This window comes from Streptomyces sp. AC555_RSS877 (assembly GCF_019049245.1).
In the GTDB taxonomy this organism is placed as follows: Bacteria; Actinomycetota; Actinomycetes; order Streptomycetales; family Streptomycetaceae; genus Streptomyces.
In genome coordinates this window covers 118,405-132,757 of the sequence record NZ_JAGMUK010000028.1, presented here as the reverse complement: position 1 = coordinate 132,757, position 14,353 = coordinate 118,405, and the positions used below count along the sequence as shown (strand labels likewise).

The following is a 14,353-nucleotide window of genomic DNA, read 5'->3' as shown; positions in this document are numbered from 1 at the left end:
CTCGCACTCGGACGGCTGTGGCCGGAGCCCATCCCATGCCTAACCTGGGTGCATGGACGTGAACGCGGCGGTCGCCGCAGCAGCAGCGATCGCCGGTGTGCTCACCGGCGTCATCGCCATGCTGGCGTTCCGCTGGAGCGAGCGGGAGCAGAAACGCCCCACCCGCACCTCGCTGCATACGGACCCGGTGCTTCCGCCGGGTGTGGACACCGTCCTGTCCGTACTCCGGTCCTCGGCCGTCGTACTGGACGAGGCGGACGCCGTGGTCAAGGCCAGCTCGGCCGCGTACGCCCTCGGACTGGTCCGCGGCGGCAAGCTCTCCGTCGAACCCATGCTCCAAATGGCTCGCGACACCCGACGCGACGGGGAGATACGCCAGGTGGAACTGGACCTCCCCAGACGTGGCACCGGCCGTGGCGAGGCCCTCGCCGTCTCCGCTCGCGTCGCACCCCTCGGCTCCCGCCTGGTGCTGCTCCTCGTAGAGGACCTCACCGAGGCCCGGCGCATCGAGGCGGTGCGGCGCGATTTCGTCGCGAACGTCAGCCACGAGCTCAAGACCCCGGTCGGCGCGCTCTCCCTCCTGTCGGAGGCCGTCATGGACGCCTCCGAGGATCCGGAGGCGGTGGAGCGCTTCGCCGGCCGGATGCAGATCGAGGCGACCCGGCTCACCAACCTGGTGCAGGAGCTCATCGACCTGTCGCGCGTACAGAACGACGATCCCCTCGAGGACGCCGAACCGGTCCGTGTCGACGAACTCGTCGCCGAGGCCGTCGACCGCTGCCGGCACCAGGCCGGCGCCAAGCAGATCACCATGGCTTCAGGAGGCACCGCCGACCTGCACGTCTACGGCAACCGTGGCCAGCTCGCCGCCGCGCTCGGCAACCTCGTCGAGAACGCGGTCAACTACTCGCCCGCCCGCACCCGCGTCGGCATAGCCGCCCGCCGGGTGACCGCGCCCGGCGGTGACATGATCGAGGTCGCCGTCACCGACCAGGGAATCGGGATCTCCGACAAGGACAAGGAGCGCATCTTCGAGCGCTTCTACCGCGTCGACCCCGCCCGCTCCCGTGCCACCGGCGGCACGGGCCTGGGCCTCGCCATCGTCAAGCACGTGGCCGCCTCGCACGGCGGGGAGGTCACGGTGTGGAGCTCCGAGGGACAGGGCTCCACCTTCACCCTCCGACTGCCGGAGACGGGCGCGGCCCGCGACCGCGCCCACCGGAACGTCGGCCACGACGGTCTCCACGGTCTCCACGATGAGGCCGACTCTTCGTCCCCCCAGCCATCTTCTTGTGAACCGCTCCCCTCCCCGGAGGTCCTTCCGTGACCCGAGTGCTCGTCGTCGAGGACGAGGAGTCCTTCTCCGACGCCCTGTCGTACATGCTCCGCAAGGAAGGCTTCGAGGTCGCCATCGCGACCACCGGGCCCGACGGACTCGACGAGTTCGAGCGCAACGGCGCCGACCTCGTCCTCCTGGACCTGATGCTGCCCGGCCTGCCGGGTACCGAGGTGTGCCGCCAGCTGCGCAACCGTTCCAACGTCCCCGTCATCATGGTGACCGCCAAGGACAGCGAGATCGACAAGGTCGTAGGCCTGGAAATAGGAGCCGACGACTATGTGACCAAGCCGTTCTCCTCCCGCGAGCTGGTCGCCCGCATCCGTGCCGTGCTGCGCCGCCGCGGCGAGCCCGAGGAGGTCACCCCGGCCGCCCTGGAGGCGGGCCCGGTCCGCATGGACGTGGACCGCCACGTCGTCACCGTCTCCGGCTCCAAGGTCGACCTCCCCCTCAAGGAGTTCGACCTCCTGGAAATGCTCCTGCGCAACGCGGGCCGTGTCCTGACCCGCATGCAGCTCATCGACCGGGTCTGGGGCGCCGACTACGTCGGTGACACCAAGACCCTCGACGTCCACGTCAAGCGCCTGCGCGCCAAGATCGAGCCGGACCCGGGCGCGCCGCGGTACCTGGTGACGGTCCGGGGCCTCGGCTACAAGTTCGAGCCGTAAACCGAACGCGCAGGCCGAACGCGCAAGCCCACACGCGGGCCGCACGCGCACTGACGCCGAAGGGCGGGACCTCCTGGTGAGGTCCCGCCCCTCGGCGTACGACGATCTCGTACGGCCGCTCAGTGGCCGGCGGCCGCGGTGTCCGTCGGCTCGCCCGCGTTCGGCGTGGCCGAGCCGGTCGGTGTGCCCGACGCGGGCTCGGAGGGGGAGCCCGAGGTGCCGGCGCCCGGCTCCTCGCTGGTCGTCGCGGTGGGGCTCCCCGTGGCGCCCGGCGTGGCCGGGATCTCGGTCGGGCCCCACGTGGAGAAGTAGCTCTCGGCCGGGACGACGAACGCGCGCAGGCTCACGTCACCGGTCTTGCTGAAGGTGAAGGTGACCTTTTGGGCGTTGCCGTTCTGGACGCTCTCGCCGAGGCCGTTCAGCGCCGCGGAGGCGTTGCCCTTGCCGCCGAGGATGACGGAGCCGTTGGCGGGGACGGTCACCTTGCCCGAGCCCTTGGCGGGCTTGAGCTCGGCGTTGCCGCCACCGGTGACCGTCACCGAGTCCAGCGTCTGGGGGGTACTGCCGTTGTTGTAGAGCGTGCCGGAGATCACGGCCGGTCCTTCGGCCGCGGCGTCCGGCTGGGTGATGATCACGATGCCCTGAAGCTCGAGGTCACCGATGGTCGTGGCAGCGTTGTCCGGCTTGATCTCCAGGGTCTGAGCGTTGTTGCCGGCCGCACACGCGGAGAGCGAGGCGATCGAGAACGCGATGGCGGTGGCGGCGAGGGCACCGCGTCGAAGGCTGCTGCTCACGGCGGCGGCAACTCCTTGACTCGAGCGAGGCGGCCCGTAAAGCCGCGCTAAGTGACTGTCAGCGGCCTTAGGTTACCGAGCCGTTCCGACGGCACCGCACCCGACCCTCCCCCGAGCCCTCTCCATCTGTCCTTCTTCCGTCCGCCTTCGCTCGGTCTCCGCTCTGTCTTCGCTTCGTCTTCGCCCTGTCTTCCGTTCGTCTTGCCTCGGGCGGGGCGTAGCCGCAGCGCTCACAAGTGCCTCCTGCGTCACATTGGTCGCGGTGCTTGTCCGGCATTCACATAAGTACCGCCGACCGTGCCCCGGGGATTTTTCGTGCAGGAATCCGGGAACCTCGGAATTGATCACTGTCCGGCCGGTCGGGCACCCCTGTGATCAATTCCGGATTCGTCTCGTACCCGACTCCGCGCACCGAACGGAGTAGCGGAAGTCGCACGCTTGGAAGCGGACATATGGGGACGTTCGGCCGCTCGGAGGGGCCTCCGAGTGCGTGTAACGTACGCGTTTCACCTCGACCGGACAGCCGCTCCGACCTGCGAATACATTCTTCCGCTCGCCTCGCGCAGCACGTTCCTGTTGCTGTTGTCAAGCCCCGAGATATGCCCTGACCTGCGGAAACGCCATTCAGAACCCGCAGTTTCCGTGTTACTCTGGATAGCCACGGAAGGGGTACCTGTCACATGACGTTCAAGGTTGGCGACACCGTGGTCTATCCCCATCACGGGGCCGCGCTGATCGAGGCTATCGAAACTCGCCAGATCAAAGGCGTGGACAAGACCTACTTGGTTCTGAAGGTCGCCCAGGGTGACCTGACGGTGCGTGTGCCAGCGGACAATGCGGAGTTCGTCGGCGTGCGTGATGTGGTCGGTCAGGATGGGCTGGACCGGGTCTTCGAGGTGCTGCGCGCGCCGTACGCCGAGGAGCCCACGAACTGGTCGCGTCGTTACAAGGCAAACCTGGAGAAGCTCGCCTCCGGCGATGTCATCAAGGTCGCGGAAGTCGTGCGTGACCTGTGGCGTCGTGAGCGCGAGCGCGGACTCTCCGCCGGTGAGAAGCGCATGCTCGCCAAGGCCCGCCAGATCCTGGTGAGCGAGCTCGCGCTCGCGGAGAACACGAACGAGGACAAGGCCGAGGCCCTGCTCGACGAGGTTCTCGCGTCCTGACGCCGGCGCAAGCCAGCCTCAGCACATTTGAAATGCCGCGGTGCCCGATGACGTATTTCCCGTCGCCGGGCGCTGCGGCATGTTCGCACTCCGGCGCCGTAAGCGGGTTCACCTCGGGGGAAACCCCCCCCGACACTCGGTGTGCCGGGTCCGGGTAACGGGCTCGACCAGGGTCACGGAAGGGTTCCGGTCAAGCTGTCGTACCCGGCACGCTGAGGCCATACCCACCTAGGCCGAGCACACAAACCTGACAGGAACCGATGTCTGACGTTTCGCCTCCTTCGCCCGCGCCCGCACGTACGGCTGCCCGCACGGCTGCCGTGATCCCGGCCGCCGGCCGAGGCGTGCGCCTGGGCCCGGGCGCCCCCAAAGCGCTCCGCGCGCTGAACGGCACCCCCATGCTCATCCACGCACTCCGCGCACTGGCCGCCTCCCGGGCCGTGTCCCTCGTGGTCGTCGTCGCCCCGCCCGACGGCGCCGCCGAGGTCAAGTCGCTGCTCGACGCGCACGCCCTGCCCGAGCGCACCGACTTCCTCGTCGTGCCCGGTGGCGACAGCCGCCAGGAGTCCGTGAAGCTCGGCCTGGACGCCCTGCCGCCCGAGTACGACATCGTGCTGGTGCACGACGCGGCCCGCCCCCTCGTCCCGGTCGACACGGTGGACGCCGTCATCGAGGCCGTACGAGACGGAGCCGTGGCCGTCGTCCCGGCGCTGCCCCTCACGGACACCGTCAAGGAGGTCGAGCCCGCTGAGACCCCGGGCGAGCCGGAGCCGGTGGTGGCCACCCCGCGGCGGGCCCGCCTCCGTGCCGTGCAGACCCCCCAGGGCTTCGACCGCGCCACCCTGATCCGCGCCCACGAGACGGTCACCGGCGACGTCACCGACGACGCGGGCATGGTCGAGCAGCTCGGCCTCACGGTCGTGACCGTCCCCGGCCACGAAGAGGCCTTCAAGGTCACCCGCCCGCTGGACCTCGTCCTCGCGGAGGCGGTCCTGGCCCGCAGGAGGCTCAACGATGGCTTCTGAGGCACCCCTGCTTCCCCGGGTCGGCATCGGCACCGACATCCACGCCTTCGAAGAGGGCCGCGAACTGTGGTGCGCCGGCCTGAAGTGGGAGGGCGAGGGCCCGGGCCTCGCAGGTCACTCCGACGCCGACGTCGTCGCCCACGCCGCCTGCAACGCCCTGTTCTCGGCGGCCGGGCTGGGTGATCTCGGGCAGCACTTCGGCACCGGGCGCCCCGAGTGGTCGGGTGCCTCCGGCGTCACCTTGCTCACGGAGGCGGCCCGGATCGTGCGCGAGGCGGGCTTCACCATCGGCAACATCGCCGTACAGGTCGTGGGACCCCGCCCGAAGATCGGCAAGCGCCGCGACGAGGCGGAAAAGCTCCTCTCGGAGGCGGCCGGCGCCCCGGTGTCGGTGTCCGGCGCGACCACCGACGGCCTCGGATTCCCCGGCCGGGACGAGGGCCTCATGGCGGTGGCGACGGCCCTCGTGGCCCGGACCGGCTGACCAGGCCGACCCACGTCACGAATGTGTGCCCCTTGGCAGAAACGGGCGCAGGGCACTGCCCTGCGCCTACTACCCTGGAGTCGTGACTATTCGCCTGTACGACACCAGCGCCCGGCAGATCCGTGACTTCGCCCCGCTCCAGCCGGGTTGTGTCTCGATCTACCTGTGTGGCGCCACCGTGCAGGCGGCACCGCACATCGGGCACGTCCGGTCCTACCTGAACTTCGACATCATGCGCCGCTGGTTCCAGTACCGCGGCTACGACGTCACGTTCATCCGCAACGTCACCGACATCGATGACAAGATCATCTCCAAGGGCGCCGAGCAGGGCCGCCCCTGGTGGTCCATCGGCTACGAGAACGAGCGCGCGTTCAACGACGGCTACAACGCCCTCGGCTGCCTGCCGCCCACCTACGAACCGCGCGCCACCGGCCACGTCACCGAGATGGTCGAGATGATGCGCGGCCTCATCGAACGCGGACACGCCTACGAGGCCGACGGCAGCGTCTACTTCGACGTGCGCTCCTGGCCCGCCTACCTGGAGCTGTCCCGGCAGGACCTGGACGAGATGCGCCAGCCCGCCGAGGAGGGCATCACCGGCAAGCGGGACCCGCGCGACTTCGCCATGTGGAAGGCCGCCAAGCCCGGCGAGCCCGACTGGGAGACGCCGTGGGGCCGGGGCCGCCCCGGCTGGCACCTGGAGTGCTCGGCGATGGCCCACAAGTACCTGGGCTCCGCCTTCGACATCCACGGCGGCGGACTGGACCTGATCTTCCCGCACCACGAGAACGAGATCGCCCAGGCCAAGGCCTACGGCGATGAGTTCGCCCGCTACTGGCTGCACAACGCCTGGGTCACCATGAGCGGCGAGAAGATGTCCAAGTCGCTCGGCAACTCGGTCCTGGTGTCCGAGATGGTCCAGCGGTGGCGCCCGATCGTGCTGCGCTACTACCTCGGCACCCCGCACTACCGCTCGATGATCGAGTACAGCGAGGAGGCCCTGCGCGAGGCCGAGTCCGCGTTCGCGCGGATCGAGGGCTTCGTGCAGCGCGTGGTGGAGAAGGCCGGGGGAGTCGTCGAGCCCTCCGCCGACGTTCCGCCCGCCTTCGCCGAGGCGATGGACGACGACCTCGGCGTCCCGCAGGCACTCGCCGTCGTGCACACCACCGTCCGGCAGGGCAACTCCGCACTGGCCGCCGACGACAAGGAAGCCGCGGTGGCCCGTCTCGCCGAGGTCCGCGCCATGCTCGGCGTCCTCGGCCTGGACCCGCTCGAGCCGCACTGGGCCGGCGAGGCCGACCGCGGGGACGACCTGCACGGGGTCGTCGACAGTCTCGTACGACTGGTGCTCGACCAGCGGGAAGCGGCCCGCGGCCGCAAGGACTGGGCCACCGCGGACGCCATCCGCGACCAGCTCAACCAGTCCGGCCTCGTCATCGAGGACGGGCCGCAGGGACCGCGCTGGAGCCTCGGCCCGCGCTGACCCTTTCTTGATCGATTGTGCCGCCCGGCCATCCGGGCGGCACACTGCATATACGTACACACGCACGCTTCGCCTTCGCAGAGAAGAGAAGCAGGGAACAGACAGGTAGGTCATGGCAGCCAACAACCGCCGCATGTCCGGCAAGAAGGGCGCGCAGGTCGGCAGTGGCGGCCAGCGGCGCAAGGGCCTGGAGGGCAAGGGCCCGACCCCGCCTGCCGAGGCGCGCAAGGGACACAAGAAGAACCGCATCTCCAATGCCAAGGCGAAGCAGGCGGTACGCCGCCCCACAGCGCGCGGCCGGGGCGGCAAGGGCACCTCGGAGATGGTCGTCGGCCGTAACCCCGTCGTCGAGGCGCTGCGCGAGGGCGTGCCCGCGGTGACGCTCTACGTCCAGCAGTTCATCGACAACGACGAGCGGGTGCGCGAGGCGCTGCAGCTCGTCGCCGAGCGCGGCGGCATCCACCTCATGGAGGCCCCCCGCCCCGAGCTCGACCGCATGACCAACGGCCTCAACCACCAGGGCCTCGTCCTGCAGGTCCCGCCGTACGAGTACGCGCACCCCGAGGACCTGGCGAACGCCGCCTACGACAAGGGCGAGGACCCGCTCATCGTCGTTCTCGACGGTGTCACCGACCCGCGCAACCTCGGCGCCGTCGTCCGGTCCGCCTCCGCCTTCGGCGGTCACGGCGTCGTCGTCCCCGAGCGGCGCGCGGCCGGCATGACCGCCGGCGCCTGGAAGACGTCCGCCGGTGCCGCCGCCCGGACGCCCGTCGCCCGCGCCACCAACCTGACGCGCGCCCTGGAGGCGTACAAGAAGGCCGGCATCACGGTCGTCGGTCTGGCCGCCGATGGCGAGTCCGAACTCGGCGACCTGGAGGCACTGTCCGGGCCCGTCGTCATCGTCGTCGGCAGCGAGGGCAAGGGCCTGTCGCGACTGGTCGGCGAGACCTGCGACCACCGGGTGCGGATCCCGATGCCGGGTGGTGCGGAGTCGCTCAACGCCGGTGTCGCGGCGGGCATCGTGCTGTACGAAACGGCACGACGACGCGCCTGACGACTGTTCGACGTAGTCACCCACACGGGGTGTTCCTGGCGTCGAGGACAACCTTGACGGGGTCCGGACAGATCCGCCCGGTCAAAGCAGTGTCCTAAGCACACGTCACTCGGTTAGATGAGTGTGGACACCAGAACACCCCGCACACCCACGGGGGACGACCCGTCGGGCTTCGACGACGCTCCCGCGCTGAGCATGGTGAAGGTGCCGAGCGATCCGGCGCAGATCATCGTCAATCATGCGAGCTTCCGCGTGCAGCTGGGCGCGTCGACGCGACGCACCCAATCCCCGCGGGTCGCCCGGCACTTGACCGCCGACGACACCGCCCGGATCCCCGCGGTCGGCGCCGCGGCCGGCAGACCCGGCGCTGCCGCGGGCGCCCGCCGCCGGGCCGTCGTGTGGAGCGGCAAGTCCGACCCCGACGACACCGGCGCCCACCGCCTGCTCCAGGCCGCGCGGGGCGGCAGCGTCCGCCACGGCGAGGAACCGGCGACCGCCGACGCCGGAGCGACCCAGGTCATCCCCCGTGTCGACGTCAACGGCGGCTACCGCGACGGCCGTTACGCCGACGACGGCTACGACGACCTCACCCAGACCGTCGAGACCCCCGTCGTCGGCGCCCAGCGCACACACGACTCCGACAGCACCCGATTCCTGCCCCACATGCGGACCGTGGACAGTGTCGACGACGAACCCGCCTACGTGGGCGGTGAGTTCGAGGAGTACGAGGACAGCGGCAGCGGCACCGACCGGAGTCACCGCGCCAGGCGCCACAGCGACGACCCCGCCCGGCACGCCTACTACCCGGGCCGCCGCATGAACCTCGGCGTCGTCCTCCTCCCGCTGCGCGTCTTCCTCGGCTTCATCTCCATCTACGCCGGCATGGGCAAACTCTGCGACCCCGTCTACTTCGACGGCGGCGAACGCGGCTCCATGGTCAAGTGGCTCAACACCCTGCACCCCTGGGAAGTCGCCGAGCCGCTGCGGCAGTTCGCCCTCCAGCACCCCGTAGGCGCCGGACTCGTCATCGCCTTCCTCCAGGTCATCGTGGGCGTCCTCACGATCCTGGGCTGCTGGCAGCGCGTCGCCGCGGTCGTCGGCGCCGGTCTGTCCGCCGCGCTCCTCGTGACCGTCAGCTGGAAGAGCGTCCCCGCCTACGACACCCCCGACATCATCTACCTCGCCGCTTGGTCCCCGCTGATCATCGCCGGCGCCCCCGTCTACTCCATCGACGGCCGTCTGGTCGGCAGCGCCTGGCGCCGCCTCGGACCCCGCGCCGACATCTGGGACCTGCGCCACTACGTCCTGCGCCGTGGCGCCCTCATCACCGTCATCGCCGCCGGTCTCACCCTGCTCGTCGGCTCGCTCCTCGGCGGTGCCGTCCGTGACGCCGACCGCGTCGTCGTCCCCGGCCCCGGCGAGGCCCCGCGCAACGAACTGCCCGGCTCACCGCTCCCGCAGGACCCCGCCAAGCGGCAGAAGAAGACCCCGTCGGCCCCCAGCTCGCCGACCCAGAGCGCCACGACCAGCCCCTCCGCCGGCACGGCTGCCACCCCGGACGCCACCCGCGACACCGGCACCGCCACCGGCGGTTCGCCCACCCAGACCCAGGGCACCGTCGGCCAGGCCCCAGCGCAGCAGTCCTCCCCGGTCCAGGAGGCCCCCAGCACCAGCTCCGGCCCCACCTCCGGCGGCAGCGCCAGCGCCAGCGGGGGCTCCTCAAGCGGCTCCGACGGCGGAGGCTCCTCCTCCCAGCCGGGCCTGGTGGGCGGCCTGTTGGGGTAACGGAGCCGGTGGGCGGAATCCTGGGCACGCCTGCCGGCTGAAACACCCCGGCCCATACGACGACGGGGGTCCCGCACTTCAGAAGCGCGGGACCCCCGTCGTCATGCTCCGGGCCGTCTCTAGCGGCCCAGCGCGGCCAGTTCCTTGGCCGCCTCCGTCAGATCCTTCGCCGTGTCGATGGCACGCCAATACGAACCCTGCGGAATGGGGAAGCCGGCCAATCGCCGCTCACGGGCGAGGTGGGGGAACGTCGTGCGCTCGTGGTCGCCGCGCTCGGGCAGCAGCCCGGCGAACTCCGGCGAGAAGACATAGACGCCGGCGTTGATGTCGTACGTCGTCGGCGGGGACTCGATGAAGTCCGTGACGCGCCCGAAGCCGTCCGTCGCCACGGCGCCCCACGGGATGCGGGGGCGGGCCAGCGCGAGGGTCGCCACCGCGTCGCGCTCGGTGTGGAAGTCCGCCATGTCGCGCAGCGAGAAGCGGGTCCAGATGTCGCCGTTGGTGGCGTACCAGGCCCGGTCCGGGTGCGGGAGATGCGCGGCGGCGTACTTCAGGCCGCCGCCGCGGCCGAGCGGCTCCGTCTCGACGACCGTCGTGACGTTCACCGGGAGATCGGCGCTCGCCAGCCACTTCTGCAGGACGTCGGCGAGGTGGCCGCAGCTGACCACCACGTCCGTCACGCCCTCCTCCGCCAGCCAGACAAGCTGATGGCCGATGATCGGAGTCCCCGTGCCGGGGATCTCGACCATCGGCTTGGGCCGGTCGTCGGTGTACGGGCGCAGCCGGGAGCCCTGGCCGCCGGCCAGAATGACGGCTTGAACAGGGCGGGACGCGGCGTTCGGATCGGTCATGACCGAACTGTACGTGGCGTCCCGCCCGCGGCCGGGGCCTGCAACCGTTCCTTAATCAGCCGTTACCACCCTCCCCCCGGTTGGTCCGCGATCAGCTGTGCGCCGCCGCGACGCCCGTCGCGAAGGCCGTGTCACAGACCGGGCGGGCGTACGACTGCGCACGCGTGGGCCCGTACACCTGGACCGCGGCACGGCCCAGGGCACGCGCGATGGAGACACAGTGCTTCGCCAGCGACGGACGGCCGTTGACCGCCTCCTGGAGGTGCGTGAGCGCGAGACCCGGGTTCTTCTCCTGGAGTTCGGTCAGGAGCTGGTCGCGCAACACGTCCTGCGGAGCACGGGCCGCGGGCGCCTTGGCGTCCGACAGCGTGGCGTCCGACGCGGTGAGCACGGAATTCGAGGGATTCCCCGACCAGTTGACCCGGGTGACCGCGAGGGTCCCGGAGAGCACCAGGACGACGGGCAGGACGAGGGCGAGGGTGCGGCCGATCCGGCGGGCGGGGCCCCGGCCGCGTCGCGGCTGTTGGTAAGTGGAGTGCTTCACGCGTGTGAGGGTAGCGCGGGGTGATGATTTGGCGACATTTAGTCACCGGTTCGGGGGATGAACTGGTGCCTTCTTCCGGGTACCGCGTTGACGCACACTGCTCGAAATGACCGGTCTGCCGGGGTATTTGTCGACAGCGAAGAGGGCCCCGCAGCAGGCTGCGGGGCCCTCTTCGTCAACTCGGGTGAATCTGCCCGGGTCGGTGGTTCTTTTCGCCTCAGTCGGTGAGGCGCTCGCCCGTGGAGGTCGAGAACACGTGGATCTCGCCCGGCCGCGGCACGACGTGCAGCGTGGCGCCCTTGTCCGGGACCGCGCGGCCGCTGACGCGGACGACCAGGTCCTTGAGGTCGCCGTCGACCTTGGCGCTGCCGTAGACGTAACCGTCGGCGCCGAGCTCCTCGACGACGTTCACGGAGACCGCGAGACCGGCCGGGGCGTCCTCGGTGTCCTTCGACAGGGCCGAGGCGGCGGCGCCGTTGTGCTCGACGATGTCGAAGTGCTCGGGGCGGACGCCGACGGTGACCGTGCGGTCGCCCTTGTCGGCGGCGGCCGCCAGGGCGTCCCGGCTGACCGGGACGACGCTGTTGCCGAACTTCACGCCGCCGTCGGTGATCGGGACCTCGACGAGGTTCATCGCGGGGGAGCCGATGAAGCCGGCGACGAAGAGGTTGGCGGGCCGGTCGTACATGTTGCGCGGCGAGTCGACCTGCTGGAGCAGACCGTCCTTCAGCACGGCCACCCGGTCGCCCATCGTCATGGCCTCGACCTGGTCGTGGGTGACGTAGACGGTGGTGATGCCGAGGCGGCGCTGCAGCGACGCGATCTGCGTACGCGTGGACACACGGAGCTTGGCGTCCAGGTTGGACAGCGGCTCGTCCATGAGGAACACCTGCGGCTCACGCACGATCGCGCGACCCATGGCGACACGCTGGCGCTGACCGCCGGAGAGCGCCTTCGGCTTGCGGTCCAGGTACTCGGTCAGGTCGAGGATCTTCGCGGCCTCTTCGACCTTCTGCCGGATCTCCGCCTTGTTGACGCCGGCGATCTTGAGCGCGAAGCCCATGTTGTCGGCGACCGACATGTGCGGGTACAGCGCGTAGTTCTGGAACACCATGGCGATGTCCCGGTCCTTCGGTGGCAGGTGCGTGACGTCGCGGTCACCGATGCGGATGGCGCCGCCGTTCACGTCCTCGAGCCCCGCGAGCATCCGGAGCGAGGTGGACTTGCCGCAACCCGAGGGACCGACGAGGACGAGGAACTCGCCGTCCTCGATGTCGATCTCCAGCGCATCGACCGCGGGCTTGGTGGAACCCGGGTAGATCCGGGTCGCCTTGTCGAACGAGACAGTGGCCATGGTGAAGGGCCCCCTTCTACCGGCAGGAACGTGCCGGACGATCCGTTGTAGGAAGGTGGTGAGCCGCCCCGGACGAGGTCCGGGGTGGTGTAGTCCACGCGTGTGAACTGGGTCAGGACGGTACCTGGCGTCAACGTCATCTGTCAGTACCTGGGGGAGTGTGAACTTCGCCGAAATTTTCGAGAAGGGCACCGTGTGGCCTGGGTACACTGCACAGGCACGCCCTCACGTCACACGCGTGCAGGCCTCCTTAGCTCAGTTGGCCAGAGCAACGCACTTGTAATGCGTAGGTCGTCGGTTCGAATCCGACAGGGGGCTCTCGGCAAGGAAAAGCCCAGGTCAGTGGGTATCTGGCCTGGGTTTCCTCATGCCCGCGTCCCGAGCTCCGTCAGTGCCCCGTCCGTCAGGCGGTACACCGTCCACTCGTCCTGGGGCCGCGCGCCGAGCGCCTCGTAGAAGGCGATGGACGGGGTGTTCCAGTTCAGGACGGACCACTCCAGGCGTTCGTAGCCGCGCTCGACGCAGATCCGGGCCAGTTCGGTGAGCAGGGCCTTGCCGTGGCCGGCGCCTCGGGCGGTGGGGCGGACGTAGAGGTCCTCCAGGTAGATGCCGTGGACGCCGCGCCAGGTGGAGAAGTTCAGGAACCACAGGGCGAAGCCGACCGGTTCGCCGGTCGTGTCGTCGGTCGCGATGTGGGCGTAGGCGGCCGGGCGTTCGCCGAAGAGGGCTTCGTGGAGTTGTTCCGGGGTCGCCTTCGCCTCGGTCGGGGCCTTCTCGTACTCGGCCAGTTCGCGGACGAGGGCGTGGATGACGGGGACGTCGGCGGGAGTCGCGGTGCGGATCATGCCCGGAGGCTAGCTCCCGGCGTTCCTCAGGCGCTCGGCGATTTCCCGTTGCCGGGGCTCCGGCGGGCGGCCGTCCTCGACGTCCCACAGGGCGTTCTGGAGGAGCCGGCCCAGGGTCCAGGAACGCGCGCGTGCGCGGTCCAGACCGAGTACGTCGGTCATGGCGTCGAAGCGCCAGCGGACCTCGTCGGCGTCGAAGCGGTTGTCGAGGGCGGGCCAGAGTTCGAAGCCGGGGTCGCCGGCGAGCGGCTTGGGGTCGATGGCGAGCCAGGGGGCGCGGTCACTGGCGAGGACGTTCTCGTCGTGGAGATCCCAGTGCAGGAGGCGGTCTCCGGGTTCGTCCATCACTTCGCGTACGGCGGCCGCGCAGTCGGCGACCAGGCGGCGGGTGTCAAGGTCCGGGATGTGGCTGAGGGCCGACCGGGTCCGGTCGAGCATGGCCTCGGCGATGTCGCCGAGGCGGCGCATGCCCTGGGGGGCGGGCACGGCGGTGAGGTGGGCCAGGAGGCGGGCGATGACCAGGACGGCCTCGCGGGTGTCACCCAGGTGGGACAGCATGCGGGTGGGGTCGAGGCGTTCGAGGAGCATGGTGCCGGTGGTCTCGTCGCGGTCCAGGAGCCGTACGGCCCCGTCGCCGTCCCAGACGCGCAGGGCGACGGGCTCGCCCTCGCTCTCCTCGTCGAGGAGTTGCAGCTTCAGGACGGCCGAAGTGCCGTCCGCTCGGACGACCGGCACGACCAGTGCGGTGACGCCGTGCATCGGCCGTCCGTCGACGGTCAGTTCCCAGCGGTCCAGGAACTCCGCCGTCAGTTGCGGCAGGCCGGCGATGAAAGCGCGGCCCGCCTCCCCGTTGAACTCCTCCTGCGATGCGGCCAGCGCCTCCGGAATGTCGATCACGGTGCGGACCCTACTCGCGTGCGGGAATCGCCTCATGTGAATTGACCGGCGTATCCACAGGGTGTGGACA

Annotated in this window: 14 protein-coding genes and 1 tRNA gene; 9 read left to right on the top strand and 6 right to left on the bottom strand. The window is 70.2% G+C overall.

Annotated features, from left to right (window positions below; genetic code table 11):
• Positions 1–52: 52 nt before the first annotated feature.
• Positions 53–1,327 (top strand): cell wall metabolism sensor histidine kinase WalK, encoded by a 1,275-nt coding sequence (locus KUM49_RS13260; RefSeq protein ID WP_217236991.1) that lies wholly within the window; start codon positions 53–55, stop codon positions 1,325–1,327.
• Positions 1,324–2,004 (top strand): response regulator transcription factor, encoded by a 681-nt coding sequence (locus KUM49_RS13255; RefSeq protein WP_020140130.1) that lies wholly within the window; start codon positions 1,324–1,326, stop codon positions 2,002–2,004. The genes KUM49_RS13260 and KUM49_RS13255 overlap by 4 nt, the downstream gene beginning before the upstream one ends.
• A gap of 119 nt (positions 2,005–2,123) precedes the next feature.
• On the opposite strand, the gene KUM49_RS13250 is transcribed toward KUM49_RS13255, so the two are convergent.
• Complete coding sequence (locus KUM49_RS13250; protein ID WP_217236990.1) at positions 2,124–2,798, bottom strand: copper chaperone PCu(A)C; 675 nt, start codon at positions 2,796–2,798, stop codon at positions 2,124–2,126.
• A 680-nt stretch (positions 2,799–3,478) separates the two neighbouring features.
• Between KUM49_RS13250 and KUM49_RS13245 the strand changes: the two genes are divergently transcribed.
• The 6 genes from KUM49_RS13245 (at position 3,479) to KUM49_RS13220 (ending at position 9,792) form a co-directional block, all read left to right on the top strand.
• On the top strand, positions 3,479–3,961 hold the full coding sequence (locus KUM49_RS13245) for a CarD family transcriptional regulator (RefSeq protein WP_003953493.1): 483 nt from the start codon (positions 3,479–3,481) through the stop codon (positions 3,959–3,961).
• A 260-nt stretch (positions 3,962–4,221) separates the two neighbouring features.
• Entirely contained in the window at positions 4,222–4,986 is a 765-nt protein-coding gene (ispD, locus tag KUM49_RS13240) for a 2-C-methyl-D-erythritol 4-phosphate cytidylyltransferase (RefSeq protein ID WP_217236989.1), read from the top strand.
• Positions 4,976–5,470, top strand: coding sequence for a 2-C-methyl-D-erythritol 2,4-cyclodiphosphate synthase (gene ispF, locus KUM49_RS13235; RefSeq protein ID WP_217236988.1), 495 nt, complete (start codon positions 4,976–4,978; stop codon positions 5,468–5,470). The genes ispD and ispF overlap by 11 nt, the downstream gene beginning before the upstream one ends.
• A gap of 82 nt (positions 5,471–5,552) precedes the next feature.
• On the top strand, positions 5,553–6,953 hold the full coding sequence (gene cysS / locus KUM49_RS13230; RefSeq protein WP_217236987.1) for a cysteine--tRNA ligase: 1,401 nt from the start codon (positions 5,553–5,555) through the stop codon (positions 6,951–6,953).
• Positions 6,954–7,065: 112 nt separating this feature from the next.
• Positions 7,066–8,007 carry a 23S rRNA (guanosine(2251)-2'-O)-methyltransferase RlmB gene (rlmB, locus tag KUM49_RS13225; protein WP_217236986.1) on the top strand — a complete coding sequence of 314 codons (942 nt, stop codon included), beginning with the start codon at positions 7,066–7,068 and terminating at the stop codon, positions 8,005–8,007.
• A gap of 117 nt (positions 8,008–8,124) precedes the next feature.
• Positions 8,125–9,792: a DoxX family membrane protein gene (locus KUM49_RS13220; RefSeq protein ID WP_217236985.1), complete on the top strand. Its 1,668-nt coding sequence runs from the start codon at positions 8,125–8,127 to the stop codon at positions 9,790–9,792.
• A gap of 119 nt (positions 9,793–9,911) precedes the next feature.
• Here KUM49_RS13220 and KUM49_RS13215 read toward each other — a convergent pair whose 3' ends face one another.
• From KUM49_RS13215 to KUM49_RS13205, 3 genes are all read right to left on the bottom strand, one after another.
• The gene (locus tag KUM49_RS13215) at positions 9,912–10,643 is read right to left on the bottom strand and encodes a nucleotidyltransferase family protein (protein ID WP_217236984.1); all 732 of its coding nucleotides are present in this window, start codon (positions 10,641–10,643) and stop codon (positions 9,912–9,914) included.
• Between the two features lie 91 nt (positions 10,644–10,734).
• Positions 10,735–11,187 carry a hypothetical protein gene (locus KUM49_RS13210; protein WP_217236983.1) on the bottom strand — a complete coding sequence of 151 codons (453 nt, stop codon included), beginning with the start codon at positions 11,185–11,187 and terminating at the stop codon, positions 10,735–10,737.
• A gap of 217 nt (positions 11,188–11,404) precedes the next feature.
• Positions 11,405–12,541: an ABC transporter ATP-binding protein gene (locus tag KUM49_RS13205; RefSeq protein ID WP_217236982.1), complete on the bottom strand. Its 1,137-nt coding sequence runs from the start codon at positions 12,539–12,541 to the stop codon at positions 11,405–11,407.
• 244 nt (positions 12,542–12,785) lie between these two features.
• Between KUM49_RS13205 and KUM49_RS13200 the strand changes: the two genes are divergently transcribed.
• Positions 12,786–12,859 (top strand) — tRNA-Thr (locus KUM49_RS13200).
• Positions 12,860–12,906: 47 nt separating this feature from the next.
• Here KUM49_RS13200 and KUM49_RS13195 read toward each other — a convergent pair.
• Both KUM49_RS13195 and KUM49_RS13190 read right to left on the bottom strand, forming a co-directional pair.
• Positions 12,907–13,386, bottom strand: coding sequence for a GNAT family N-acetyltransferase (locus tag KUM49_RS13195; protein WP_217236981.1), 480 nt, complete (start codon positions 13,384–13,386; stop codon positions 12,907–12,909).
• A gap of 9 nt (positions 13,387–13,395) precedes the next feature.
• Positions 13,396–14,319, bottom strand: coding sequence for an aminoglycoside phosphotransferase family protein (locus tag KUM49_RS13190; RefSeq protein WP_217236980.1), 924 nt, complete (start codon positions 14,317–14,319; stop codon positions 13,396–13,398).
• Between the last annotated feature and the right edge of the window lie 34 nt (positions 14,320–14,353).

Bases quoted from the DNA above. Each gene is read 5' to 3' on its own strand.
- KUM49_RS13245 (WP_003953493.1), top strand. From the start codon at position 3,479: ATGACGTTCAAGGTTGGCGACACCGTGGTCTATCCCCATCACGGGGCC.
- ispF (WP_217236988.1), top strand. From the start codon at position 4,976: ATGGCTTCTGAGGCACCCCTGCTTCCCCGGGTCGGCATCGGCACCGAC.
- KUM49_RS13220 (WP_217236985.1), top strand. From the start codon at position 8,125: ATGAGTGTGGACACCAGAACACCCCGCACACCCACGGGGGACGACCCG.
- KUM49_RS13260 (WP_217236991.1), top strand. From the start codon at position 53: ATGGACGTGAACGCGGCGGTCGCCGCAGCAGCAGCGATCGCCGGTGTG.
- rlmB (WP_217236986.1), top strand. From the start codon at position 7,066: ATGGCAGCCAACAACCGCCGCATGTCCGGCAAGAAGGGCGCGCAGGTC.
- ispD (WP_217236989.1), top strand. From the start codon at position 4,222: ATGTCTGACGTTTCGCCTCCTTCGCCCGCGCCCGCACGTACGGCTGCC.
- KUM49_RS13190 (WP_217236980.1), bottom strand. From the start codon at position 14,319: ATGAGGCGATTCCCGCACGCGAGTAGGGTCCGCACCGTGATCGACATT.
- KUM49_RS13215 (WP_217236984.1), bottom strand. From the start codon at position 10,643: ATGACCGATCCGAACGCCGCGTCCCGCCCTGTTCAAGCCGTCATTCTG.
- KUM49_RS13205 (WP_217236982.1), bottom strand. From the start codon at position 12,541: ATGGCCACTGTCTCGTTCGACAAGGCGACCCGGATCTACCCGGGTTCC.
- KUM49_RS13195 (WP_217236981.1), bottom strand. From the start codon at position 13,386: ATGATCCGCACCGCGACTCCCGCCGACGTCCCCGTCATCCACGCCCTC.